General features: G+C 71.4%; 21 protein-coding genes. 9 read left to right on the top strand and 12 right to left on the bottom strand.

Annotated features, from left to right (window positions below; all coding sequences use genetic code 11):
• Positions 1-173: 173 nt before the first annotated feature.
• The 3 genes from AB0F62_RS09115 to AB0F62_RS09105 form a co-directional block, all read right to left on the bottom strand.
• A complete protein-coding gene (locus AB0F62_RS09115) occupies positions 174-1127 on the bottom strand; it encodes a pirin family protein (protein ID WP_361794202.1) in 954 nt (317 codons plus the stop codon).
• A 104-nt stretch (positions 1128-1231) separates the two neighbouring features.
• Positions 1232-1630: an SseB family protein gene (locus AB0F62_RS09110; protein WP_361794517.1), complete on the bottom strand. Its 399-nt coding sequence runs from the start codon at positions 1628-1630 to the stop codon at positions 1232-1234.
• 66 nt (positions 1631-1696) lie between these two features.
• Positions 1697-3811 carry a SpoIIE family protein phosphatase gene (locus AB0F62_RS09105; protein WP_361794199.1) on the bottom strand — a complete coding sequence of 705 codons (2115 nt, stop codon included), beginning with the start codon at positions 3809-3811 and terminating at the stop codon, positions 1697-1699.
• Between the two features lie 108 nt (positions 3812-3919).
• On the opposite strand from AB0F62_RS09105, the gene aspS reads away from it, so the two are divergent.
• Complete coding sequence (gene aspS, locus AB0F62_RS09100) at positions 3920-5689, top strand: aspartate--tRNA ligase (RefSeq protein WP_361794196.1); 1770 nt, start codon at positions 3920-3922, stop codon at positions 5687-5689.
• 89 nt (positions 5690-5778) lie between these two features.
• Here aspS and AB0F62_RS09095 read toward each other — a convergent pair whose 3' ends face one another.
• Genes AB0F62_RS09095 through metG form a run of 3 tightly spaced genes read right to left on the bottom strand, consistent with a single transcriptional unit; the run spans position 5779 to position 8264 of the window.
• On the bottom strand, positions 5779-5949 hold the full coding sequence (locus AB0F62_RS09095) for a hypothetical protein (RefSeq protein WP_361794193.1): 171 nt from the start codon (positions 5947-5949) through the stop codon (positions 5779-5781).
• A 42-nt stretch (positions 5950-5991) separates the two neighbouring features.
• Positions 5992-6537: a hypothetical protein gene (locus tag AB0F62_RS09090; RefSeq protein WP_361794190.1), complete on the bottom strand. Its 546-nt coding sequence runs from the start codon at positions 6535-6537 to the stop codon at positions 5992-5994.
• Positions 6537-8264, bottom strand: a complete 1728-nt coding sequence (gene metG / locus AB0F62_RS09085; RefSeq protein WP_361794186.1) for a methionine--tRNA ligase — start codon at positions 8262-8264, stop codon at positions 6537-6539. Before metG ends, AB0F62_RS09090 begins: the two co-directional genes overlap by 1 nt.
• A 136-nt stretch (positions 8265-8400) precedes the next feature.
• On the opposite strand from metG, the gene AB0F62_RS09080 reads away from it, so the two are divergent.
• The 4 genes from AB0F62_RS09080 to AB0F62_RS09065 all read left to right on the top strand — a co-directional run bounded on the left by AB0F62_RS09080 (position 8401) and on the right by AB0F62_RS09065 (position 13153).
• Complete coding sequence (locus AB0F62_RS09080; RefSeq protein WP_361794183.1) at positions 8401-9477, top strand: AI-2E family transporter; 1077 nt, start codon at positions 8401-8403, stop codon at positions 9475-9477.
• Between the two features lie 109 nt (positions 9478-9586).
• On the top strand, positions 9587-11416 hold the full coding sequence (locus tag AB0F62_RS09075) for an acyl-CoA dehydrogenase (RefSeq protein ID WP_361794180.1): 1830 nt from the start codon (positions 9587-9589) through the stop codon (positions 11414-11416).
• A 95-nt stretch (positions 11417-11511) separates the two neighbouring features.
• Entirely contained in the window at positions 11512-12801 is a 1290-nt protein-coding gene (locus tag AB0F62_RS09070; protein ID WP_361794177.1) for a M18 family aminopeptidase, read from the top strand.
• 130 nt (positions 12802-12931) lie between these two features.
• Positions 12932-13153 (top strand): hypothetical protein, encoded by a 222-nt coding sequence (locus AB0F62_RS09065; RefSeq protein ID WP_361794174.1) that lies wholly within the window; start codon positions 12932-12934, stop codon positions 13151-13153.
• Positions 13154-13169: 16 nt separating this feature from the next.
• Here the strand turns inward: AB0F62_RS09065 and AB0F62_RS09060 are convergent, their stop codons facing one another.
• The 5 genes from AB0F62_RS09060 to pdhA all read right to left on the bottom strand — a co-directional run bounded on the left by AB0F62_RS09060 (position 13170) and on the right by pdhA (position 19104).
• The gene (locus tag AB0F62_RS09060) at positions 13170-14975 is read right to left on the bottom strand and encodes an NHL domain-containing thioredoxin family protein (protein ID WP_361794171.1); all 1806 of its coding nucleotides are present in this window, start codon (positions 14973-14975) and stop codon (positions 13170-13172) included.
• Positions 14976-15210: 235 nt separating this feature from the next.
• Entirely contained in the window at positions 15211-15405 is a 195-nt protein-coding gene (locus AB0F62_RS09055; protein WP_361794168.1) for a hypothetical protein, read from the bottom strand.
• A gap of 105 nt (positions 15406-15510) precedes the next feature.
• Positions 15511-16923 carry a dihydrolipoamide acetyltransferase family protein gene (locus AB0F62_RS09050; RefSeq protein ID WP_361794515.1) on the bottom strand — a complete coding sequence of 471 codons (1413 nt, stop codon included), beginning with the start codon at positions 16921-16923 and terminating at the stop codon, positions 15511-15513.
• Between the two features lie 52 nt (positions 16924-16975).
• On the bottom strand, positions 16976-17950 hold the full coding sequence (locus AB0F62_RS09045) for an alpha-ketoacid dehydrogenase subunit beta (RefSeq protein WP_361794165.1): 975 nt from the start codon (positions 17948-17950) through the stop codon (positions 16976-16978).
• 2 nt (positions 17951-17952) lie between these two features.
• The gene (gene pdhA / locus AB0F62_RS09040) at positions 17953-19104 is read right to left on the bottom strand and encodes a pyruvate dehydrogenase (acetyl-transferring) E1 component subunit alpha (RefSeq protein ID WP_361794162.1); all 1152 of its coding nucleotides are present in this window, start codon (positions 19102-19104) and stop codon (positions 17953-17955) included.
• A 310-nt stretch (positions 19105-19414) separates the two neighbouring features.
• On the opposite strand from pdhA, the gene AB0F62_RS09035 reads away from it, so the two are divergent.
• From AB0F62_RS09035 to AB0F62_RS09025, 3 genes are all read left to right on the top strand, one after another.
• On the top strand, positions 19415-20116 hold the full coding sequence (locus AB0F62_RS09035; protein ID WP_361794159.1) for a response regulator transcription factor: 702 nt from the start codon (positions 19415-19417) through the stop codon (positions 20114-20116).
• Between the two features lie 89 nt (positions 20117-20205).
• On the top strand, positions 20206-20886 hold the full coding sequence (locus tag AB0F62_RS09030; protein WP_361794156.1) for a GntR family transcriptional regulator: 681 nt from the start codon (positions 20206-20208) through the stop codon (positions 20884-20886).
• Positions 20886-22190 (top strand): MFS transporter, encoded by a 1305-nt coding sequence (locus tag AB0F62_RS09025; protein ID WP_361794153.1) that lies wholly within the window; start codon positions 20886-20888, stop codon positions 22188-22190. The genes AB0F62_RS09030 and AB0F62_RS09025 overlap by 1 nt, the downstream gene beginning before the upstream one ends.
• A gap of 15 nt (positions 22191-22205) precedes the next feature.
• On the opposite strand, the gene AB0F62_RS09020 is transcribed toward AB0F62_RS09025, so the two are convergent.
• Positions 22206-23036 (bottom strand): maleylpyruvate isomerase family mycothiol-dependent enzyme, encoded by an 831-nt coding sequence (locus AB0F62_RS09020; RefSeq protein ID WP_361794150.1) that lies wholly within the window; start codon positions 23034-23036, stop codon positions 22206-22208.
• A gap of 132 nt (positions 23037-23168) precedes the next feature.
• Between AB0F62_RS09020 and AB0F62_RS09015 the strand changes: the two genes are divergently transcribed.
• On the top strand, positions 23169-23969 hold the full coding sequence (locus AB0F62_RS09015; protein WP_361794147.1) for a carbon-nitrogen family hydrolase: 801 nt from the start codon (positions 23169-23171) through the stop codon (positions 23967-23969).
• The last annotated feature ends 89 nt before the right edge of the window (positions 23970-24058 follow it).

Below are 24058 nucleotides of genomic sequence, written 5' to 3'. Positions count from 1 at the left end.
GTGCATCTGCACGTGCAAGTGCACGTGCAGTCACTCAGGGTGAATGCAGCAGCCAATGAACACCCCAACGAACCACCCGGCGGAATTGCTCCCACCGCACGGAACGGCCCCGCCCGGGAATCGGATTCCCGGGCGGGGCCGTTTGATGCCGGAGCTCCCCGAAGCCGCCGCCGTCACTCCTGACCGGCGGGAACGGTGCCGAGCTTGCCGGCCTGGAAGTCCTCGAAAGCCTGCGCGAGTTCGGCGTGGGTGTTCATCACGAACGGTCCGTACTGCATCATCGGCTCGCGAATCGGCTGCCCGCCCAGCAGGACGACCTCGAAGTTCGGGCTGCGCGAGTCCTGGGTCTCGTCGGCGCGAATCGTGAGCGAGTCGCCGCGCCCGAAGACCACCGCCTGCCCCATGCGAAAGGGCCGGCCCTCCGGGCCCGCCGTGCCGCGGCCGGACAGGCCGTACGCCAGCGCGTTGAAGTCCGAACGCCAGGGCAGCGTGAGCTGCGCACCCGGGTTCACCGAGACGTGCAGCATGGTGATCGGGGTGTGCGTGGCGCCCGGGCCCTGGTGGCCGTCGATCTCGCCGGCGATGATCCGGATGAGCGCGCCGCCGTCCTCGGACGCCAGCAGCTTGACGTTGCCGCCGCGGATGTCCTGGTACTTCGGCGCGATCATCTTGTCCTTGGCGGGCAGGTTGACCCACAGCTGCAGCCCGTGGAAGAGGCCGCCGCTCATGACCAGCGACTCGGGCGGGGTCTCGATGTGGAGCAGCCCGCTGCCGGCCGTCATCCACTGCGTGTCACCGTCGGTGATGGTGCCGCCGCCGCCGTGCGAGTCCTGGTGGATGAAGGCGCCGTCCATGATGTAGGTGACGGTCTCGAAGCCGCGGTGCGGGTGCCAGGGCGTGCCCTTGGGCTCGCCGGGCGCGTACTCCACCTCGCCCATCTGGTCCATCATGATGAACGGGTCGAGGTTCTTGTAGTCGATGCCCGCGAAGGCGCGGCGGACGGGGAAGCCCTCCCCTTCGAAGCCGCTCGGAGCGGTGGCCACCTGCAGCGCACGACGCTGCACCGCGTCGGCGGGGGCGTGAACGCGCGGCAGGGTCAACGGGTTCTCGACGGTCACTGCAGGCATGGCCAGATCCTCCTCGGATTGTTCAATGTTCAACATAGTTGAACGCTGAACTTCCCGCAACCGTTCCCCGGCCTTTGTCCGGTTTACGAGGGGAGAGGGCCGGATCAGCCGTACATCCGCCGCATGGTGAACTCCACCATCTGCTCGACCGCCTTCGCGTCGAACACCATCCGGTGCTCGCCCTCCATGTCCAGCACGAAGCCGTAGCCGGTCGGCAGCAGGTCCAGCACCTCGGCACCCGTGATGACGAAGTACTTGGACTCCTTGCCCGCGTACCGGCGCAGCTGCTTCAGCGAGGAGAACATGGGGATCACCGGCTGCTGGGTGTCGTGCAGCGCCAGGAAACCGGGGTTGTCGCCGCGCGGGCAGTACACCTTCGACGTGGCGAAGACCGCCTGGAAGTCCTCGGCCGACATCGAGCCCGTCGTGAAGGCGCGCACCGCGTCCGCCAGCGAGGGCGGTGACGGCTCGGGGTAGCCCGCGCCCATCTGCGCCCCGCCCATCGGCGGCGCGGCCCCTGCCGTGGTGTTCTGGTCATAGCCGTACACGGCACACAGGGTATCGGGCCGCTAGCCCGCCATGGGCTCCTCGTGCAGCTCGAACCAGATCGCCTTGCCGTCGCCCAGCGGATCCACGCCCCAGGCGTCCGCCATCTCCTGCAGGAGCAGCAACCCGCGCCCGGAGGAGGCCATCTCGCCCGGGGTGCGGCGGTGCGGCATGTCGTCGCTCCGGTCGGTCACGTCGATCCGCAGCCGCCGCACGCCCGGCACCCCGAGCAGCTGCGCGCCGAGCACCGCGTCCTCGTCGGTGTGCAGCAGCACATTGGTCACCAGCTCGGAGACGAGCAGCACGGCCGCGTCGATCTGGTCCCCGGACGTCCAGTCGTGCAGCAGCGCGCGGACCTCCTCCCGGGCGGCCCGGATCTGCCGGGGGTCGGTCTGGGCGACCGTGAGCACACTGCGCCGCACCGGCTCCTCGCCGACCGCCCCGACGGGGTCGCGGCGTACCAGCAGCAGCGCGATGTCGTCCTCGCGGCGGTCGGCGAGCGGGCCGGTCAGATGATGCGAGGCCGGGCCGTGCACCGCCTCGACCAGCGTGTCCGCCAGCCCCTCCAGCCCGTCGTCGTCGGCCGGGCCGCTCTCCAGCACCGAGCGCAGCCGCTGCCATCCGGTGCCCAGGTCGTGGCCGCCGGTCTCGATCAGCCCGTCCGTGCAGAGCAGCATCGTCTCGCCGGGCTCCAGGGTGAGCCGGGTGGTCGGGTAGTCGGAGTCGGGGGCGATGCCCAGCGGGAGGCCGCCGGCCGTGCGCCGGATGATCGTCGTGCCGTCGGCGAGCCTCACCACGGGATCCAGGTGCCCGGCGCGCACCACGTCCAGGGTGCCGCTCACCGGATCGGCCTCGATGTAGATGCAGGTGGCGAACCGGTCGTCCTCGCGGTCCCCGGAGCAGGCGGTGATCCCGGCCAGGAAGCGGGAGGTCCGGGACATCACCGCGTCCGGGCGGTGCCCCTCGGCGGCGTACGCCCGCAGCGCGACCCGCAGCTGGCCCATCACGCCCGCCGCGCGGACGTCGTGGCCCTGCACATCGCCGACGACCAGGGCGGTGCGCCCCGACGGCAGGTCGATCACGTCGTACCAGTCGCCGCCCACCTGCAGCCCGCCGCCGGTCGGCACATAGCGCGCGGTCAGCGTCATCCCCTCGACCTCGGGCCGCCGCCCCGGCAGCATCGCGCGCTGCAGCCCGTCGGAGAGCTCCCGTTCGGACTCGTGCAGATGCGCCCTGGAGAGTGCCTGGGCGAGCATCCGGGCGACCGTGGTCAGCACCGACCGCTCGTCCGGGGTGAAGGCGACGCGCTCGCGGAACCCCGCCATCCACGCGCCGATCGTGCGGCCGGCGACGACCAGCGGCAGATACGCCCAGGACGACCGCCCGAAGTCCCGCACCAGCGGCCAGGTCGCGGGGAAGCGCTCCGCGTACGCCTGCGGGCTCGGCAGGTACACCGCCCGGCCGGTGCGCACCACGACCGCCGCCGGGTACTCCGTGGCCAGCGGCATGTCCACGAAGGGCGTCTCGTCACCCGGCCGCTGCCCGTGGAACCCGATGGCGCGGAGCCGGTCGCCCTGGACGCCGAAGACGGCGAGGCGGTCGGGGGAGAACCCCGGCATCGACAGGTGGGCGGCCACCCGCAGCACCTCCTCGGTGCTGTCCGCCTCCGCCAGCGCCCGGCCCGCGTCCAGCAGGAACGCCTCGCGGGCCCGCCGCCAGTCGGCGGGGGCGGCCGGGGCCGTCGCCGGGGAACGGGTGCCGGTGCCCGCACCCGGGAGGCCGTACCCCGCGGGGGCCTCCTGCAGCGTGCCGACGATCTCCTCCGGCCGGCCGGCGGAGGAGGGGAGCCCGAAGGTGCGCATCACCACGGTGCGGACGATCCGGCCGTCCTCCCCGACCACGCGCAGCAGCGACTCCGACGCGGTGCCCTCGGCTATCGCCAGGGCGACCGCCGCCGCCATGTCCACGTAGTCGGAGACGTGGTAGCAGGCCCGGGTCACTCCCGAGTGGACCTTCTGCGGCTGCGGCGAAAGGCCTATCAGCCCGGCGCTCGCGGCGTCGAGCTCCACCATGTCGGTGGCGCTGTCCCAGCGCCAGACGCCCGTGCCGAGCGCGGCCAGCACGTCCTCGATGCGCATTCGCATAGTTTATGGTTTTCCGCGGCTTTCATACGAATGGGGTCGGGCGCGCGTACCCCCGTAGACTGGGGAGGCCTCATCCCCGAAATCAGACGACTTGGATGAACGATGCATCGGTACCGGTCCCACACCTGCGGTGAGCTGCGCGCCACCGACGTAGACGCGGAAGTGCGCCTGAGTGGTTGGCTGCACAATCGCCGGGATCTGGGCGGCATCCTGTTCGTCGATCTCCGGGACCACTACGGGGTGGTCCAGCTCGTCGCCCGCCCGGGTTCGCCCGCGTACGAGGCCCTGAGCCACCAGTCCAAGGAGTCGGTGCTCCGCGTCGACGGCCGCGTCGTCGCCCGTTCGGGGGAGAACGTCAACCCCGACCTGCCCACCGGCGAGGTCGAGGTCGAGGTCACCGAGCTGGAGGTGCTCGGCGCCGCCGACCAGCTGCCGTTCCCGGTCTTCCCGGAGGACAACGCGAACGAGGAGATGCGGCTCACCAACCGCTTCCTCGACCTGCGCCGCGCCCGCATGCACCGCAACATCATGCTGCGCACCCAGGTCATCAGCTTCCTGCGCCGCGAGATGACGGCGCTGGGCTTCAACGAGCTGGCCACCCCGATCCTTTCGGCGACCTCGCCCGAGGGCGCCCGCGACTTCCTGGTGCCCTCCCGCGTGCACCCGGGCACGTTCTACGCGCTCCCGCAGGCCCCGCAGCAGTTCAAGCAGCTGCTGATGATCGCGGGCTTCGACCGCTACTTCCAGATCGCGCCCTGCTTCCGCGACGAGGACAGCCGCGCCGACCGCTCGCCCGGCGAGTTCTACCAGCTCGACGTCGAGATGAGCTTCGTCGAGCAGGAGGACGTCTTCGGGGTCATCGAGAAGGTCATGACCGACCTCTTCGAGGAGTTCGGCGGCGGCCGCCACGTGACCTCGCCCTTCCCGCGGATCCCGTTCCGCGAGTCGATGGTCAAGTACGGCAACGACAAGCCCGACCTGCGCGCCCGCCTGGAGCTGGTCGACGTCTCGTCGGTCTTCGCCGACTCCGGCTTCAAGGCCTTCGCCGGCAAGCACGTCCGCGCCCTGCCGGTGCCGGACACCGCCGAGCAGCCGCGCAAGTTCTTCGACAACCTCGGCGACTACGCCGTCGAGCAGGGCGCCAAGGGCCTGGCCTGGGTGCGGGTCGGCGACGACCTCACCCTCACCGGCCCGATCGCCAAGTTCCTCACCGAGGACGACGTCAAGGCGCTGCTCTCCGCCGTCGACGCCAAGCCCGGCCACGCGATCTTCTTCGGCGCCGGCGAGTTCGACGAGGTCTCCAAGATCATGGGCGCCGTCCGGGTCGAGGCCGCGAAGCGGGCCGGCCAGTTCGAGGAGAACGTCTTCCGCTTCTGCTGGATCGTCGACTTCCCGATGTTCGAGAAGAACGAGGACACCGGCCAGATCGAGTTCTCCCACAACCCGTTCTCCATGCCGCAGGGCGGCCTGGAGGCGCTGGAGACCAAGGACCCGCTGGACATCCTCGCCTGGCAGTACGACATCGTCTGCAACGGCGTCGAGCTGTCCTCCGGTGCCATCCGGAACCACGAGCCCGCGATCATGTACAAGGCCTTCGAGATCGCCGGCTACGACCGGGACACCGTCGAGCACGAGTTCGGCGGCATGCTCCGCGCCTTCCACTTCGGCGCCCCGCCGCACGGCGGCATCGCCCCGGGCGTCGACCGCATGGTCATGCTGCTCGCGGACGAGCCCAACATCCGCGAGACCATCGCCTTCCCGCTCAACCAGAACGCCCAGGACCTGCTGATGGGCGCCCCGAGCACGGTCGACGAGGCACGGCTGAAGGAGCTGCACCTCGCGCTGCGTCTGCCGCCGGAGAAGAAGGCCTGACGGCCGAGCGACACCACGCGCCGATGGGCCCGGAACCTCGCGGTTCCGGGCCCATCGGCGTCATGCCCGCGTCGCGCGCCGTCCCACCGTCAGCCGACGACCTCGACCGCGCAGCGAATACCAGAGGCCCGGGCCATCCGTCCGTCGGTGGTGAGGAGCGGGCAGCCGTACGCCTCCGCGGCGGCCACGTACGCCGCGTCGTAGGCGGTGAGATCGCCCCGGAGTTCCCAGAGACGGGGCAGCAGAACGCGACCCTGCATGCATATTCGCACGCGGGCGGGCGGAGGCGACGGGCCCGACGCTCAGCCGTCCAGGGCGACGAGGGCCACCACCGGGCGGGCCGGGTCGCTGTCGTCGACGGCGACGCCCCGGCTGTACGCACCGTGGTCCTCGCCGGCGGGCACGTGGTCGCCGGCGTAGCGGGCGTGCGGGAGGCCTCCGGCGGCCGGGCGGCACGGGTCGGCGTCGGGTTCGCCCACGCGCAGGGCCTGCACATCCGGGCCGAGCGCGGGGAAGCCGGAGGCGGCCAGGAACTGCTTCAGGCCGGCGGCATTGGTGCGGAAGCTCAGTTCGAGGTCGTACTCGCCGGACAGCCCGCCGGCCTGCGCGAGGTAGTGCACGTCCTGCGGGTCGTCCGGCAGGCGCAGGCCGAAGCGGCCGGCGGCCTCCGCCAGCGTGACGTTGCTGCCGCGGCACGCGCCGTCCGGGCCCGGGGCCGCGCCGGAGCGGCGGTCGTCGGAGCCGGTCAGCGAGACCGCGAGGATCACCGCGGCCACCACCAGTACCAGGGGCAGGCCCACCGCCATCAGCACCAGCAGCGGGGACCTGTCCTTGGCCGCGGTGGGCATCAGGCCGCCTCCGGCTCCCCGCCGAAGCGCTCGCGGTAGCCGTCCAGGTCCTCTTCGGTGATCTTGGCGAAGAGCACCGGCGGCACGGTGAAGGCCGTGCCCGCCGGGACGGCGGCCAGAGCGCGGGCCTCCTCGGGGGTGACCCAGACGGCGGTGTCGTCCGTCAGGGCGAAGGCGGCGCGCATGGCGGCGGCCGTGGCCGGGATGAAGGGCTCGGAGACGACCGCGTAGAGGTGGATCAGGTTCATGGCGGTGCGCAGCGTCAAGGCGGCGCCGTCGGCGTCCGTCTTGATCTCCAGCCAGGGGGCCTTCTCCTCCAGGTAGGAGTTGCCGGCGCTCCACAGGGCGCGCAGCGCCTGCGCGGCCTTGCGGAACTGCAGGTCCTCCATGTGGCGCTCGTACTCGGCGAGGAGTTCGGCGATCTGCCCGCCCAGGCGCAGCTCGGCCTCCCCTGCCTCCCGGCCCGCGGGCACCTCGTCGCCGAAGCGCTTGCGGGAGAAGGACAGCACCCGGTTGACGAAGTTGCCGAGGGTGTCGGCGAGATCCTTGTTGACCGAGGCCGCGAAGTGCTCCCAGGTGAAGGAGGTGTCGTCGGACTCGGGCGCGTTCGCGATCAGGAAGTAGCGCCAGTAGTCGGCGGGCAGGATCTCCAGGGCGGCGTCGGTGAAGATGCCGCGCCGCTGCGAGGTGGAGAACTTGCCGCCGTAGTAGTTCAGCCAGTTGAAGGCCTTGACGTAGTCGACCTTCTTCCACTTGTCGCGGGTGCCCAGCAGGGTCGCCGGGAACATCACCGTGTGGAAGGGGACGTTGTCCTTGGCCATGAACTCGGTGTAGCGGACGTCGCTGTCGACGTCGTACCACCAGGAGCGCCAGTCGCGGGTCTCGCCCTCGGACGCGGCGTCCGACCACTCCTTGGTGGCGCCGATGTACTCGATCGGCGCGTCGAACCAGACGTAGAAGACCTTGCCCTCGGCCGCCAGGTCCGGCCAGGTGTCGGCCGGCACCGGCACGCCCCATTCGAGGTCGCGGGTGATGGCGCGGTCCTGCAGGCCCTCGGTCAGCCACTTGCGGGCGATGGAGGAGGCGAGCGTCGGCCAGTCCTTGCCGTGCTCGTCGACCCAGGCCTCGACCTCGTGGGAGAGCTTGGACTGCAGCAGGAAGAGGTGCTTGGTCTCACGGACCTCCAGCCGGCTGCTGCCGCTGATCGCGGAGCGCGGCTCGATCAGGTCGGTCGGGTCCAGGACGCGGGTGCAGTTCTCGCACTGGTCGCCGCGGGCCTTGTCGTAGCCGCAGTGCGGGCAGGTGCCGACGATGTAGCGGTCGGGCAGGAAGCGCTCGTCGTCCAGGGAGTAGACCTGGCGGATGGCGCGCTCCTCGATGAAGCCGTTCTCCTTCAGCTCCCGCGCGATCGCCTGGGTGATCTCCCGGTTCTGGGCCGAGGAGCTGCGGCCGAAGTAGTCGAAGGAGAGCGCGAAGCCGTCGTAGATCGCCTTCTGCGCGTCGTGCTGCTGGGCGCAGAACTCGCCGACCGGCAGACCGGCCTCCTGCGCGGCGAGCTCGGCCGGCGTGCCGTGCTCGTCGGTGGCACAGATGTAGAGGACCTCGTGGCCGCGCTGGCGCAGGTAACGGGAGTAGACGTCGGCCGGGAGCATGGACCCCACCATGTTGCCCAGGTGCTTGATCCCGTTGATGTACGGAAGGGCGCTGGTGATGAGGTGTCGAGCCATTGCCGGCTGCTCCCAAGTCGCTACTGTGGGTGAGGATTTCCTCTACGGACCGTCAATATCGTATCCGACCGTGAAGGTCCACCCGTTCGCCTTTCCCGGCATGCGGACAGCGGGGCCCCCATGATCCGCTGGCCGGGTGGACGCGCCCCTTCTGCCGGCCTCCGCGCGACGGACGGCCGCGTGGTGCGCCGTCGTGCTGCTGGTGGCCGGCGTGGGCGCGCTCGTCGTCTGGCTGGTCGTCACCTTCGCGGCGGTCGTCACCCCCGTCCTGCTGGCCCTGCTGGGCAGCGCCCTGCTGGGCCCCCTCTACCGGCGGATGCGGGCCGTCAAGGTGCAGCGGTCGGCGGCCGCGGCGCTGACCTGCGTGGCGCTGGTGGTCTTCGTCGCGGGCGCGGGGTTCGTGGTCGTCCACAGCCTGGTGGAGACCGGGGACGAGATCGTGGCCTCGCTCAAGGACGCGGCCCGGAAACTGCTGCCGCGCCTGGGCGCGTCGGGGACCTCGCTGAACGACACCATCGACAGCCTCAAGTCCTTCGCCACCAAGTACGGCGCCCGCGCCGCCTCCGGAGTGGTGTCCGGCATCAGCATCGTCGGACAGCTCATCGCGACCGCCGTGCTGGCGCTGCTGCTGACCTTCTTCTTCCTGCGCGACGGCGCCCGCTTCCCCGCACTGCTGCGCGAAGCCGCCCCGCACGGCACCGGCCCCCTGCTGGAGCGGATCGCCCACCGCGCCTTCGCGGCGGTCCAGGGCTTCATGCGGGGCACGACGGTGATCGCGCTGATCGACGCCACGCTCATCGGCATCGGCCTGCTGATCCTGCGGGTGCCGGGGGCGGCGGGCCTGGCCGCGCTGGTCTTCGTCGGCGCCTACATCCCGTATCTGGGGGCGTTCATCTCCGGCGCCGTGGCGGTGCTCGTCGCCCTCGCCGACCGGGGGTGGGTGATCGGCGTGTGGGCCCTGGGGGTGGTGCTGGCGGTGCAGGTGCTGGAAGGGCACGTGCTGCAGCCGATCGTGCAGAGCCGCACGGTGCACATGCACCCCGCGCTGGTGCTGCTGGCGATCACGGCGGGGGCGAGCCTGGCGGGCATCCTCGGGATGCTGCTGGCGGTGCCGATCGCGGCCGCCGCCTTCGGGGCCCTGGACGAACTGCGGCACCAGGAACCGGGCGCTCCTCCGGAGGCCGAAGGGCCTGGGTCACATCCGGCCGGATAGGGGTTGTTTTTATTACCGACGGGTAGCATCATTACCGACTGGTAAGTGATAAAGCTGCGAGGACTGCGACCCTTCCCGCTGTCCGACCGATCCCGACGGAGCCGTCGCCATGGGCCACTACAAGTCAAACCTTCGCGACATCGAGTTCAACCTCTTCGAGGTCCTCGGACGCGACACGCTGTACGGGACCGGCCCGTTCGCCGAGATGGACGTCGAGACCGCCAAGGACATCCTGTCCGAGGTCGCGCGCCTCGCGGAGAACGAGCTCGCCGAATCCTTCGCGGACGCCGACCGCCACCCGCCGGTCTTCGACCCGGCGACCAACACCGCCCCGGTGCCGGACTCCTTCAAGAAGAGCTACAAGGCCTTCATGGCCTCCGAGTACTGGCGCCTGGGCCTGCCCGAGGGCATCGGCGGCACCACCGCCCCGCCGTCCCTGATCTGGTCGTACGCGGAGCTGATCCTCGGCTCCAACCCGGCCCTGTGGATGTACTCCTCCGGCCCGGCCTTCGCCCGCATCCTCTTCGAGGAGGGCAACGAGGTCCAGCGGAAGATTGCCGGGATCGCGGTCGAGAAGACCTGGGGCTCCACCATGGTCCTCACCGAGCCCGACGCCGGATCGGACGTGGGCGCCGGCCGCGCCAAGGCCGTCGAGCAGGAGGACGGCTCCTGGCACATCGAGGGCGTGAAGCGCTTCATCACCTCCGGCGAGCACGACATGGAGGAGAACATCCTCCACTACGTCCTCGCCCGCCCCGAGGGCCACGGCCCCGGCACCAAGGGCCTGTCCCTCTTCCTCGTCCCGAAGTACCTCTTCGACTTCGAGACCGGCGAGCTGGGCGAGCGCAACGGCGTCTACGCCACGAACGTCGAGCACAAGATGGGCCTGAAGGCCTCCAACACCTGCGAGATGACCTTCGGCGACAAGCACCCCGCCAAGGGCTGGCTGATCGGCGACAAGCACGACGGCATCCGCCAGATGTTCCGCATCATCGAGTTCGCCCGCATGATGGTCGGCACGAAGGCGATCTCCACCCTCTCCACCGGCTACCTCAACGCGCTGGAGTACGCCAAGGAGCGCGTGCAGGGCCCGGACCTCGCGCAGTTCATGGACAAGTCCGCGCCCAAGGTCACCATCACCCACCACCCCGACGTGCGCCGCTCCCTGCTCACGCAGAAGGCCTACGCCGAGGGCATGCGCGCCCTGGTCCTCTACACCGCCTCCGTCCAGGACGCGCTCGCCGTCGCCGAGGCGGCCGGCGAGGAGGCCAAGGCCCTCGAGGCGCTGAACGACCTGCTGCTGCCGATCGTCAAGGGCTACGGCTCCGAGAAGGGCTACGAGCAGCTCGCCCAGTCCCTGCAGATCTTCGGCGGCTCCGGCTTCCTGCAGGAGTACCCGATCGAGCAGTACATCCGCGACGCCAAGATCGACACCCTCTACGAGGGCACCACCGCGATCCAGGGCCAGGACTACTTCTTCCGGAAGATCGTCCGCAACCAGGGCGCCGCGCTGACCACCCTCTCCGAGGAGATCAAGAACTTCCTCGCCGACGCCACCGGCGGCGACGAGCTGGCCGGCGCCCGCGAGCAGCTCGCCAAGGCCGCCGTGGACCTCGAGGCCATCGTCGGCAGGATGCTGACCGACCTCGCCGCCACCGAGCAGGACGTCAAGTCCATCTACAAGGTCGGCCTGAACACCACCCGCCTGCTGCTCGCCTCCGGTGACGTCGTCGTCGCGTACCTGCTGCTGAAGGGTGCCGCCGTCGCCGCCGGGAAGCTGGCCGCCGGCGCCGCCGCCAAGGACACCGCCTTCTACACCGGCAAGATCGCCGCCGCGAAGCACTTCGCCGCCGAGATCCTGCCGCACGTCTCCGTCGCGCGGTCCGTCGCCGAGGGCGTCACCCTCGACGTCATGGACCTCCCCGAAGAGGCGTTCTGACCCCGTCCTGACCGGTTCCGGCCGGGACCGATACGGCAACGACGGCCCGCTCCTCCCCCGAGGGGCGGGCCGTCCCGCTTCCTTATGCTTGAAGCATGAACCCTCAGCCCCACTTCGGTCGCGGCCACACCGACGACCTCGCCGCCTTCCTCACCGCCAGCCCCTCGCAGTACCACGCGGTCGCGAACGCCGCCGCGCGCCTGGAGAAGGCCGGATTCCAGCAGGTGGCCGAGACCGAGGCCTGGGGCGCCGAGGCGGGCGGCAAGTACGTGCTGCGGGGCGGCGCGATCATCGCCTGGTACGTGCCCGAGGGCGCGAGCCCCGCGACCCCGTTCCGCGTGGTCGGCGCGCACACCGACTCGACCAATCTGCGCGTCAAGCCGCGTCCCGACTCGGGCTCCTTCGGGTGGCGGCAGATCGCCGTCGAGATCTACGGCGGCGCCCTGCTCAACACCTGGCTCGACCGCGACCTGGGCCTGTCCGGCCGGCTGGTCCTGCGGGACGGCACGACGAGGCTGGTCCACATCGACCGGCCGCTGCTGCGGGTGCCGCAGCTCGCCGTCCACATGGACCGGGGCGTCAACGAGAACGGCCTCAAGCTCGACAAGCAGCGCCACATGCAGCCGATCTGGGGCCTCGGCGAGGTCGACGAGGGCGCCCTGATGGCGTACCTCGCGGAGGAGAGCGGCATCGCCGCCGCCGACATCGTCGGCTGGGACCTGATGACCCACGACGTCCAGCCGCCCGCCTACCTCGGCCGCGACCGCGAGTTCCTCGCCGCCGGCCGCCTCGACAACCTGCTCTCCGTGCACGCCGGCACCGCCGCGCTGGCCGCAGTCGCCGGGGCCGACCTGCCGTACATCCCCGTGCTGGCCGCCTTCGACCACGAGGAGACCGGCAGCGAGTCCGACACCGGCGCCGCCGGCCCGCTGCTCGGCAACGTCCTGGAGCGCACCGTCTTCGCCCGCGGCGGCGGCCACGAGGACCGGGCCCGCGCCTTCGCCGGCACCGTCTGCGTCTCCGCCGACACCGGCCACGCCGTGCACCCCAACTACGCGGAGAAGCACGACCCGACGCACCGCCCGATGCCCAACGGCGGCCCGATCCTCAAGGTCAACGTCAACCAGCGCTACGCCACCGACGGGACCGGGCGGGGCGTCTTCGCCGCCGCCTGCGAACGGGCCGGCGTGCCCTGGCAGTCCTTCGTCTCGAACAACGCCATGCCCTGCGGCACCACCATCGGCCCCATCACGGCCGCCCGGCACGGCATCACGACCGTGGACATCGGCGTGCCGATCCTGTCGATGCACTCCGCGCGCGAACTGTGTGGCGCCGACGACCCGTTCCTGCTGGCGAGCGCGCTCAAGGCGTTCCTGGAGGGCTGATCCGCGCCCGTGCGTGGGGTCCGCCCGTCATCGGCGGACCCCACGCACGGGAACCGGTCATGAGATGTCCGTCCCCGGGTACACGAGTTCCACGAGTCCGTAGACCCAACCCCGTTCGGAGGCGGACATCATGGGCATCGGCGGTTGCATCGTCCTGATCGCGGTGGGGGCCATCCTCACCTTCGCGACCGACTGGCACATGGCCGGGGTCAACCTCGACCTGGTCGGCCTGATCATGATGGCGGTCGGCGTCATCGGACTGGCCGCGTACATCAGCATCTTCAAGAAGCGCCGGGTCGTGGAACCGATGCCGGTGATGGACGAACGCGCCCGCAACTACCCGCACGTGTGACGGGTGTAAGGGAGCGTCAGGCGTCCATTCCGGCGAGGACCAGGGCGAGCCGGGTGTCCCCTCCGGCCGTCAGCCGCACGGGGACTCCCCAGTCCTGCTGGTGCACATGGCAGGCCGGGAACTCGTTGTCCGGATCGTCGTCGCACGACGCGGCCATCGCGGACACGTGCAGCACCCCCTCGGTGACGTCCCCGCTCAGGACGACGTCACGGAAGAGGTCCGTGCCCTTGCCGGAACCCTCCAGCAGCAGCTCCGGCGGCGTCGCGCTCACCAGCAGCCGCGTCGAGGGGCCGTAGCGCTCGTCGAGCTTCTGGCCGGCCGGGGCGGTGAACACCACGTCCAGCCGCAGCGGCCCCGGCGCCACGTCCGTCGCGGGCCGCTGCGTACGGTGCGCGGCGGCCTCCACCCGTACGGCCTCCTCCGGCAGGCGCAGCCGCGTCAGCCGGTGCCGGGCGGACTCCACCACCACGATCTCCCCGCCGTCCAGCACCGCGCCGGACGGCTCGCGCAGATCCGTGGCGAGCGTGGTGACCTCGCCGGTCGCCGGGTCGAAGCGGCGCAGCGCGTGGTTGTAGGTGTCGCTCACCGCGACCGAACCGTCGGGCAGCGCGGTCACCCCGAGCGGATGCTGCAGCAGCGCCTGGTCCGCGGCACCGTCGCGGTGCCCGAAGTCGAACAGCCCGGTGCCGACGGCGGTACGCACCGCGTACCCCCGGCCGTCCGCGCCCCGCTCCACCCAGCGCAGCGCGCTGGTCTCGGAGTCCGCGACCCACAGCCGGTCGCCCGCCGCCGCCAGGCCCGACGGCTGAGCGAACCACGCCTCCTCCGCCGGCCCGTCGACCAGCCCCTCGTTGGTCGTGCCCGCCGCCACGGCGACCGTCCCGTCCGCCGGGTCGTACGTCCACAGCTGGTGAACGCCGGCCATGGCGATCCACACCCTGCCGTCCCACCACGCCACGTCCCAGGGCGACGACAGGTCGACCTCGGCCGCCGGGCCCGAGGTCGCCGAGCCCTGCCACCACTGCTTCCCGGTGCCGGCCACCGTCTCCAGGGCCCCGCTCGCCGGGTCGAACGTCCGCAGCCGGTGGTTCACGGTGTCCGCGACGACCACGCTGCCGTCCGGCAGCAGCGCCAGCCCCTGCGGCTCGTTGAAGTCCCCCGGCCCGCCGATCCGCCGCACGACCGTCTCGCCGTCCGGCTCCATCTCCACCAGCTGGTGCCGGGTCGAATCCGAGACCAGCAGGTTCCCCGACGGCAGCCGCAGCGCCTTACCCGGGAACCGCAGGTCCGTCGCCACCGGCTCCGGCGGCACATAGGGCCCGTCCCCGCGGCGCAGCGTCCCCTTGGCCGCGTGCTCCGCCTCCAGCTCGGTGACCAGTGCCTCCAGCGCGTGTGCGTGCCCCTCCCCGGAGTGCTGGGCCACGACGTAGCCCTCCGGGTCGATCACGGTCAGCGTGGGCCACGCCCGCACGGCGTACTGCTTCCACGTCGCGAGCTCCGGATCGTCCAGCACCGGGTGGTGCACCCCGTACCGCTCCACGGCGTCCACGACGGACTGGTGCTCCGCCTCGTGCACGAACTTCGGCGAGTGCACACCGACGATCACCACGGTGTCGCGGTGCTTCTCCTCCAGCTCGCGCAGCTCGTCCAGGACGTGGAGGCAGTTGATGCAGCAGAAGGTCCAAAAATCAACGATGACGCACTTGCCCCGCAGGTCGGCAAGGGTGAGGTCCTGACCGCCGGTGTTGATCCAGCCGCCCTTGCCGACGAGCTCGGGGGCGCGGACACGGGCACGGCGGGGAGCGGGGGCGGCGTCGTTCATGCTGCAAGGATGCCACCCCGCACGCGGGGCGATCACAGCCGTGCGGCCCGTACAGGCTCTCCGCGGAGGACACGAACCGCGGCGTCCGCCCGGGTGATCCCGCTGCGCCCCGCGTTCCCGCAGTGGCAGGGACGGTTCAGTGGTGGAAGGGCCCGGGCAGCAGCTTGCCCGGGCCCTTCCCGTCATACCCGCGCCGGACGGCGGAGTCCGCCGGGAGGTCCGGCGGTACGGGGGCTCAGGGCCTCAGCTCGTTCACGACGTCCGTGGTGGCGACGAGGCCGGAGTGGATGGTGGGGGCGAGGCTGGAGCCGGCGAGGCAGAAGCCGAGGAGGACGCACAGGATGGCGTGGGAGACCTTCAGCGACTTCGCGCGCAGCAGGATGAGCGTGATCACGATCAGGAGCAGGACCACGGAGATGGATACCGCCATGGCCGTATGACGTCACAAATCGGCGCCCGGGTGGGGGCGACACGCGCGGGAAGGGCCCGGACGCACAAATGTCCGGGCCCTTCCCGTTGCCGTGGCCGAGGCGGATCAGGCCCAGGTGATCAGGCGCTTGGGGTACTCCAGGATCGCCGCGACGTCGGCGAGGACCTTGGAGCCGAGCTCGCCGTCGACCAGGCGGTGGTCGAAGGAGAGCGCGAGCGTGGTGACCTGGCGGGGCTTGACCTTGCCCTTGTGGACCCAGGGCAGCTCCTTGACCGCGCCAAAGGCGAGGATCGCGGACTCCCCGGGGTTGAGGATGGGCGTGCCGGTGTCGACGCCGAAGACGCCGACGTTGGTGATGGTGACCGTGCCGCCCTGCATGTCGGCCGGCGAGGTCTTGCCCTCGCGGGCCGTGGCGACCAGGTCGCCGAGGGCGGATGCCAGTTCGGGCAGGGTCTTGGTCTGGGCGTCCTTGATGTTGGGGACGATCAGACCGCGCGGGGTGGCCGCGGCGATGCCCAGGTTGACGTAGCCCTTGTGGACGATCTCCTGGTTGGCCTCGTCCCAGGCGGCGTTGACCTCCGGGTTGCGGCGGATCGCGACCAGCAGGGCCTTGGCGACCAGCAGCAGCGGGCTGACCCTGAGACCGGCGAAGGCCGGATCCGTCTTCAGCTCCTGGACGAGCCGCATGCTCCGGGTGATGTCGAAGGTGACGAACTCCGTCACGTGCGGCGCGGTGAAGGCGCTGGCGACCATGGCCGCGGCCGTGGCCTTGCGGACGCCCTTGATCGGCACGCGGGTCTCCAGCGGGGCCGCGGCAAGGGCCGGGGCGGCGGGAGCGGTCGCGGTCGCCGGTACCGCCACCGGGGCGGCCGGGGCCTGCGCGGGGGCGGCCGGCGCGGCGGCGGGGGCCACCGCCCGCTGGACGTCCTCGCGGGTGATGGTGCCATCGGGCCCGGTCGGGGTGACCGAGGCCAGGTCCACGCCCAGGTCCTTGGCGAGCTTGCGCACCGGCGGCTTGGCCAGCGGCCGCACCTCGGCGGGGGCGAACGTCGCCGCCGGGACGGGCGCCGGGACGGGCGCCGGGGCACGGCCGTTCAGCTCGCCCTGGAGGGCCTGCTGCGCACCGGACTGCGCCGGGACGGCGGGCTTCTTGCGGGGCCGGCGCTTGGTCGAGGAGGCGGCGACGCCGTAGCCGACCAGGACGGGCTGCCGCTTCTGCTCCGGCTCCGGCTCCGCGGCGGGCGCCGGCGCGGCGGGCTCGGCGGCGGCCGGGACGGCGGGCTCCGCGCCCTCGCCCTCGCCGGTGTCGACGGCGATGATCACGGTGCCGACGTCGACCGTCTCGCCCTCGGGGAAGCGCAGTTCGTGCACCACCCCGTCGAACGGGATCGGGAGCTCGACCGCGGCCTTGGCGGTCTCCACCTCGCAGACGACCTGGCCGTCGGTGACGGTGTCGCCCGGCTTGACGTACCACTTGAGGATCTCGGCCTCGGTGAGTCCCTCGCCGACGTCCGGCATCTTGAACTCACGGAAGCGCTGCGGTGCTGCCACTGTCGTCACAACCCTCTCCTCAGAACGCCAGCGAGCGGTCGACGGCGTCCAGCACCCGGTCCAGGCCGGGCAGGTACTCCTCCTCCACCCGGGCCGGGGGGTACGGGGCGTGGAAGCCGCCGACCCGCAGCACGGGGGCCTCGAGGTGGTAGAAGCAGCGCTCGGTAATGCGGGCCGCGATCTCCGAGCCCATGCCGAGCTGCACCGGCGCCTCGTGCACGACGACCAGGCGGCGGGTCTTCTCCACCGACGCCTGGACGGCGTCGAAGTCCAGCGGGGACAGCGACCGCAGGTCCACGACCTCCAGGCTACGGCCCTCCTCGGCAGCCGCGGCGGCCGCTTCCAGGCACACCTTCACCATCGGGCCGTACGCGGCCAGGGTGAGGTCGGTGCCCTCCAGGACGGTGCGGGCCTTGTGCAGCGGGGCGGGGATGCCGTCGGTGTCGACCTCGCCCTTGTCCCAGTAGCGGCGCTTGGGCTCGAAGAAGATCACCGGGTCGTCGGAGTCGATCGCCTGCTGCAGCATCCAGTAGGCGTCCTGCGGGGTCGACGGGGAGACGACCTTGAGGCCCGCGGTGTGCGCGAAGTACGCCTCGGGCGACTCGCTGTGGTGCTCGACGGCGCCGATGCCGCCGCCGTAGGGGATGCGGATGACGACCGGGAGCTTGATCTTGCCCAGGGCGCGCGCGTGCATCTTGGCGAGCTGGGTGACGATCTGGTCGTACGCGGGGAAGACGAAACCGTCGAACTGGATCTCCACGACGGGGCGGTAGCCACGCAGGGCCAGGCCGATCGCGGTGCCGACGATGCCGGACTCCGCGAGCGGGGTGTCGATCACGCGCTGCTCGCCGAAGTCCTTCTGCAGGCCGTCGGTGATCCGGAAGACTCCGCCGAGCTTGCCGATGTCCTCACCCATGAGGACGACCTTGGGGTCGGTCTCCAGGGACTTGCGCAGTGCCTCGTTGAGGGCCTTGGCGATGGTCATCGTTGCCATGGTCAGTGACCCTCCGTGCTGTCGGCGAAGGACGCCTGGTACTCGGCGAACTGGGCGCGCTCCTCGTCGACGAGCGCGTGCCCGTCGGCGTAGATGTTCTCGAAGATCGACATGGGGTCGGGGTCGGGCATCGCGCGCACGGCCTCGCGGACCCGCTTGCCCAGCACCTCGCTCTCCTTCTCGATCCCGGCGAAGAACGCCTCGTCGGCGATGCCGTCCTTCTCCAGGTAGGCCCGCAGCCGCAGGATCGGGTCCTTGTGCTCCCACTGCTCGCGCTCCTCGTCGAGGCGGTAGCGGGTGGGGTCGTCGGACGTGGTGTGGGCGCCCATGCGGTAGGTGAAGGCCTCGACGAGCATCGGGCCCTGGCCGGAGCGGGCGTGCTCCAGGGCGGCGCGGGTGACCGCGAGGACGGCGAGGACGTCGTTGCCGTCCACCCGCACGCCCGGGAAGCCGAAGCCGGCGGCGCGCTGGTAGATCGGCACGCGGCTCTGCTTCTCGGTGGGCTCGGAGATCGCCCACTGGTTGTTCTGGCAGAAGAAGACCACGGGGGCGTTGTAGACGGCGGCGAAGGTGAAGGCCTCCGCGACGTCGCCCTGGCTGGAGGCACCGTCGCCGAAGTAGGCGATGACGGCGGAGTCCGCGCCGTCCTTGCTGATGCCCATCGCGTAGCCGGTCGCGTGCAGCGTCTGGGAGCCGATCACGATCGTGTAGAGCTGGAAGTTGTTCTCGTTCGGGTCCCAGCCCCCGTGGTTCACCCCGCGGAACATGCCCAGCAGGTTGACCGGGTCCACCCCGCGGCACCAGGCGACGCCGTGCTCGCGGTAGGTGGGGAAGACGTAGTCGTCCGGCCTGGTGGCCCGTCCCGAGCCGATCTGTGCGGCCTCCTGGCCCAGCAGCGACGCCCACAGACCCAGTTCGCCCTGCCGCTGCAGGGAGGTGGCCTCCGCGTCGAACCGGCGGGTCAGGACCATGTCCCGGTACAGACCGCGCAGCTCTTCGGGGCTCAGGTCGATGGAGTACTCACTGTGCTGGACGCGCTCGCCCTCGGGGGTCAGGAGCTGTACCAGCTCCGGCTCGCCCTCACGGCGCTTCGCTCCACCGCGCGTGCCCGTACGGGGCGTACGGGGCTTCGCGGCAGTGCTCTTCACGCTCACGCTTGCTCCTCCGTCTGTCCGGCCCCCGGGATCCGCCGGCGGCCAGTGCGGCTCCTGCCCGACTCGTCGCGGCGCACGGGGTGTGTGCGGCACGGCCGAGCCGGGAGTGTTGGTAGACCCGGCAGGCAGCCCTGCGAAGTGAACGTTACCCACACCTCCCGCTTTCGCGCGAAGGGTGTTCTACCTGCGGTTTTGTTTTGATTTCCTAGTAAATGGGCGTTCTCGCAGGCCACCGGGACAACGGCACGGTATCCCGAGGATCGATTCTGCGTAAGAGGTCGACGCGGGTCGTGTGTGCAACGCTGAACTTGTGACCGAAAAGTCGGGTATCACGGTTTTCCTACTGGACGACCATGAAGTCGTCCGGCGCGGGGTGCACGAGCTGCTCTCCGCCGAGGACGGGATCGAGGTCGTCGGCGAGGCCGGCACGGCCGCCGAGGCACTGGCCCGGATCCCCGCCGTACAACCCGACGTGGCGGTGCTGGACGTCCGGCTGCCGGACGGCAGCGGGGTCGAGGTCTGCCGGGAGATCCGGTCCTCGCAGCCCGGGATCGCCTGCCTCATGCTCACCTCCTACGCGGACGACGAGGCCCTCTTCGACGCGATCATGGCGGGCGCCTCGGGCTACGTCCTGAAGGACATCCGCGCCAGCGACCTGGTCGGCGCCGTGCGGGACGTGGCCGGCGGCCGGTCGCTCCTCGACCCGGTCGCCACCGCACGGGTCCTGGAACGGCTGCGCGGCGGGGGCGGGGAACGGCAGGAGGACCGCCTCGCCGACCTGACCGACCAGGAGAAGCGGATCCTCGACCTGATCGGCGAGGGGCTCACCAACCGGCAGATCGGCGACCGCCTGCACCTGGCGGAGAAGACGGTCAAGAACTACGTCTCCTCCCTGCTCGCCAAGCTCGGCATGCAGCGGCGCACCCAGGCCGCGGCCTATGTCGCCCGGCTGCGCCCGGGAGGCTCCGGGGCCTCCGGCACGGGGACGGGGTCCGGACCGCCCGGATCCTGACCCGGGCGACCCGGGGCCACCCACGTACCAGTCCGTATGCCGGATGCCCGCTGCGGCCGCATACGTCTTGTATCTATGATGTGCGCATCATGACCCGGAGCCCCGTCGCGACCGCCGGCACCACCGCCGAGCCGGCCGTCAAGCAGCCACCCGCCGCCGAGCGGGTCTACACCCACGTCAAGCAGGCCGTGCTCGACCGCCGCTACGAGGGCGGCACCCTCCTGAGCGAGGGCGAACTCGCCGAGGCGGTCGGCGTCTCGCGCACCCCCGTCCGCGAGGCCCTGCTGCGCCTGGAGGCCGAGGGCCTCCTGAAGCTGTACCCGAAGAAGGGCGCCCTGGTGCTGCCGGTCTCCGCGCAGGAGATCGCCGACGTCGTGGAGACCCGGCTGCTCGTGGAGCGCCACGCCGTGACGAAGGTGGTGCCCGCCCCGGAGCGCCTGGTGACGCGCCTGGAGGAGCTGCTTGAGGAACAGCGCGGCCACGCCGAGGCCGGCGACCTCGCCGCCTTCGCCGCGGCCGACCGCTGCTTCCACGCCGAGATCGTGCGCGCCGCCGGCAACCGCATCCTCTCCCACCTGTACGACCAGCTGAGGGATCGTCAGCTGCGCATGGGGGTCGCGACGATGCACGCCGAGCCGGGCCGGATCGCCAAGAACATCACCGAACACACCGAGATCCTGGACGCGTTGCGCGCGGGGGACGCCGTCTTGGCGGCAGCGCTGGTCGAACGGCACGTCAGCTGGGTGAGCCACCTGGCCCGGGGGGAGTAATGGCGTCGATCGGCACCCCGACCGGTGAACCGCCCGGCGGCACCCGGGCGGTCGCCGTCTGGAGCATCGGAACCCTCGTCTACACGGTCGCGGTCGTGCACCGCACCAGCCTCGGCGTCGCGGGGATCGACGCCGCGGAGCGCTTCCACATCGGCGCCTCGGCGCTGTCCACCTTCTCGATCCTGCAGGTGCTGGTCTACGCGGGCATGCAGATACCCGTGGGCCTGATGGTCGACCGCCTCGGCACCAAGAAGGTGCTGACCATCGGGATCGTCCTGTTCACCGCGGGCCAGCTCGGCTTCGCCCTCTCCCACGCCTACGGCCCCGCCCTGGCCGCCCGCGCGGTGCTGGGCTGCGGCGACGCCATGACGTTCGTGAGCGTGCTGCGGCTGGGCTCGCGCTGGTTCCCGGCCCGCCGGGGGCCGATGATCGCGCAGGGCGCCGCGCTGTTCGGAGTGGCGGGCAACCTCCTGAGCACCGTGCTGCTCGCCCGGCTGCTGCACTCCGCGGGCTGGACCTCCACCTTCGTCGGCACGGCCCTCGGGGGCGCCCTCGTCCTCGTCCTGGTGCTGGTCTTCATGAAGGACCACCCCGAGGGCTTCGAGCCGGCGCCCGCCGAGCACCGCGGGCGGGGATACGTGAAGCGGCAGATCGCCGCCGCCTGGCGGGAGCCGGGGACCCGGCTGGGGATGTGGACGCACTTCACCACCCAGTTCTCCGGGATGGTCTTCCTGCTCCTGTGGGGCCTGCCGTACCTCGTCGAGGCGCAGGGGCTGTCCCGGGAGACCGCCGGCACCCTGCTGACGGTGGTCGTCATCGCCAACATGGTCTTCGGGACGGTCTTCGGGCAGATCATCGGCCGCCACCACGGCGCCCGGATGCCGCTCACCCTGGGCGTCGTCGGGGCCACCGCCGCGATGTGGGCGGTGGTCCTGGCCTGGCCCGCGGACCATGCCCCGCTGTGGCTGCTGGTGCTGCTCTGCGTCGTGCTGGGCACCTGCGGTCCGGCGTCGATGATCGGCTTCGACTTCGCCCGCCCGGCGAACCCGCCCGAGCGCTTCGGCACCGCCTCCGGCATCGTCAACATCGGCGGCTTCACCGCCTCGATGGCCGCGCTGCTGGCCATCGGCGTCCTGCTGGACGCCGCCGGCGGCGACTACCGGGTGGCCTGGAGCAGCGTCTTCGTCCTGCAGGCGGTGGGCCTGGTCCAGATCCTGCGGCTGCGCGGACGGGCGGCACGGCTGGAGCGGCAGCGGATCGCCGTCAGCCGCGTCGAGAGCGTCCACGTCCCCGCCGGGACATGAACGCTCCCTCCGGCGTCACTGCGTGACGGCGATGTTCGCCAGGATCGCGTCGGCGAGCGCCTGATCGCCCTCGACCTTCAGCCGGTCCTCCACCGCGTGCGCGCGGGTGCGGCCGCAGGTCAGCCGTACGAAGGTCTCCCAGTCCATGGTCATCGTGACCGCGGGACCGAGCGAGACGCTGCCGTCGATGGTGCCGTTTCCCTCGGTGTCGACCCGGACGGTGCGCATGAACTCCAGCTCGCCGTGGACGTCGAACACCACGGCGGAACCGGCCGGGGCGCCCGCGCGCCCGGCGACCGCCTTCGGCAGCTCGGCCAGGATGTGGTCCCGGGCCAGCAGGGCGCCCGGCGAGTCGAGGTTGCCGGGCTCGGCGAGCGCGCGCCGCAGGTCCTGCTCGTGCACCCACACGTCGAAGACCCGCCACTTGAGCAGTTCCCCGAGGGTCATCTCCCTGCCCATGGGGCCGCGGACGGTGTCCTGCGCGCCGCGGGTCTCGTTCCGCAGCTGCCGGGAACGGCGGATGATCGTGTAGTCGAGTTCGCCGATCACCTCCGGCGGGGTGTGGTGCCGCCGCTTGTCGACCGGCACCTCGACGTAACGGGCGTGCTCCGTGGTCATGTGCCGCAGGTCGCTGGGGAGCGTGTGGATGGGCCGCGGGTCGCCGAGCAGCTCGCACTCGAACCCGATCACGTGCGACACGACGTCGCGCACGGACCAGTACGGGCACTCGGTGGGCCGGTTCCAGGCGCCCGCCGGAACGGGGCGGACCAACTCGGCTATGGATTCTATGGAGTGGGTCCAGGCGTCGATGTACGGCTGGATCTGGCTGTGGACGGTGCCGGTCACGGGACCCCTCGACGGTCGGTGCGCGGTCGTGGTGTGCGCCTTAAATTACGCTGCGCAGTGACACCACGGGAGTGCTTTCGTGTGACGATCGTAGGCCCGTCAGAACGTGCCGAACTCATGGGCGGTGGTACTGTGCGCGTTTCCCTGCTCCAGATCGACGTCGACCCCGGCGAAGCCGTACCCGCCCGGCGTGAACGGGTCGCGGCGCTCGTCCGCGAACAAGCCGGGTCGGACCTGGTCGTTCTGCCCGAACTGTGGCCGGTCGGCGCCTTCGCGGCCGATCTTTTCCAGCCAGAGGCCGAGCCGGTCCACGGTCCCACCGCGGAGATCATGAGCGCCGCCGCGCTCGACGCGGGCGTCTGGCTGCACGCGGGGTCGATCGTCGAGCGCGCCGCCGACGGCGCGCTCTACAACACCTCGCTGCTCTTCTCCCCCGACGGCGAACTGCGCGCGACCTACCGCAAGATCCACCGCTTCGGCTTCGACCGCGGCGAGGCCGTGATCATGAGCGGCGGCGACCGCATCGTCACCGCCGACGTCCAGGGCGTCCCGGTCGGCCTCGCCACCTGCTACGACCTGCGCTTCCCCGAGCAGTTCCGGCTGCTGGTGGACGCCGGCGCCACGATCATGGTCGTCCCGGCCGGCTGGCCCGAGCGGCGCCGCGAGCACTGGACGCTCCTGGCCCGGGCCCGCGCGATCGAGGCACAGGCCTATGTGGTGGCCTGCGGCACCGCGGGCACCCACGCCGGGGTGGAGCTGGCCGGGCACAGCGTCGTCGTCGACCCGTGGGGAGCCGTCGTCGCCGAGGCGGGCCCGGGGGAGGAGGTCCTCACCGCCGACCTCGACCCCGGCCTCGTCACGAAGACGCGGGCGGACTTCCCCGTGCTGCGCGACCGCGTGCTGGGCCTGCCGGTACCGGATTCTGCCGGTTGAGGCGGTATGGCCCCATCAGGGACCATCGGCCCCGGAGGTGGGGGCGGAGTGCTCTGCGCCTCCGGGGGGCCGGCCCGGCAAGGTGGTGC

The sequence above is a fragment of the Streptomyces sp. NPDC026673 genome (assembly GCF_040638135.1).
In the GTDB taxonomy this organism is placed as follows: Bacteria; Actinomycetota; Actinomycetes; order Streptomycetales; family Streptomycetaceae; genus Actinacidiphila.
Note: the sequence above shows the minus strand (reverse complement) of the source record. Positions and strands in the feature narration are given on the sequence as shown.

Excerpts from the sequence above, each read along its gene's own strand:
- AB0F62_RS09115 (WP_361794202.1), bottom strand. The coding sequence starts at position 1,127 with ATGCCTGCAGTGACCGTCGAGAACCCGTTGACCCTGCCGCGCGTTCAC.
- AB0F62_RS09110 (WP_361794517.1), bottom strand. The coding sequence starts at position 1,630 with ATGGGCGGGGCGCAGATGGGCGCGGGCTACCCCGAGCCGTCACCGCCC.
- AB0F62_RS09105 (WP_361794199.1), bottom strand. The coding sequence starts at position 3,811 with ATGCGCATCGAGGACGTGCTGGCCGCGCTCGGCACGGGCGTCTGGCGC.
- aspS (WP_361794196.1), top strand. The coding sequence starts at position 3,920 with ATGCATCGGTACCGGTCCCACACCTGCGGTGAGCTGCGCGCCACCGAC.
- AB0F62_RS09095 (WP_361794193.1), bottom strand. The coding sequence starts at position 5,949 with ATGCAGGGTCGCGTTCTGCTGCCCCGTCTCTGGGAACTCCGGGGCGAT.
- AB0F62_RS09090 (WP_361794190.1), bottom strand. The coding sequence starts at position 6,537 with ATGCCCACCGCGGCCAAGGACAGGTCCCCGCTGCTGGTGCTGATGGCG.
- metG (WP_361794186.1), bottom strand. The coding sequence starts at position 8,264 with ATGGCTCGACACCTCATCACCAGCGCCCTTCCGTACATCAACGGGATC.
- AB0F62_RS09075 (WP_361794180.1), top strand. The coding sequence starts at position 9,587 with ATGGGCCACTACAAGTCAAACCTTCGCGACATCGAGTTCAACCTCTTC.
- AB0F62_RS09070 (WP_361794177.1), top strand. The coding sequence starts at position 11,512 with ATGAACCCTCAGCCCCACTTCGGTCGCGGCCACACCGACGACCTCGCC.
- AB0F62_RS09065 (WP_361794174.1), top strand. The coding sequence starts at position 12,932 with ATGGGCATCGGCGGTTGCATCGTCCTGATCGCGGTGGGGGCCATCCTC.
- AB0F62_RS09060 (WP_361794171.1), bottom strand. The coding sequence starts at position 14,975 with ATGAACGACGCCGCCCCCGCTCCCCGCCGTGCCCGTGTCCGCGCCCCC.
- AB0F62_RS09055 (WP_361794168.1), bottom strand. The coding sequence starts at position 15,405 with ATGGCGGTATCCATCTCCGTGGTCCTGCTCCTGATCGTGATCACGCTC.
- AB0F62_RS09050 (WP_361794515.1), bottom strand. The coding sequence starts at position 16,923 with ATGCCGGACGTCGGCGAGGGACTCACCGAGGCCGAGATCCTCAAGTGG.
- AB0F62_RS09045 (WP_361794165.1), bottom strand. The coding sequence starts at position 17,950 with ATGGCAACGATGACCATCGCCAAGGCCCTCAACGAGGCACTGCGCAAG.
- AB0F62_RS09030 (WP_361794156.1), top strand. The coding sequence starts at position 20,206 with ATGACCCGGAGCCCCGTCGCGACCGCCGGCACCACCGCCGAGCCGGCC.
- AB0F62_RS09025 (WP_361794153.1), top strand. The coding sequence starts at position 20,886 with ATGGCGTCGATCGGCACCCCGACCGGTGAACCGCCCGGCGGCACCCGG.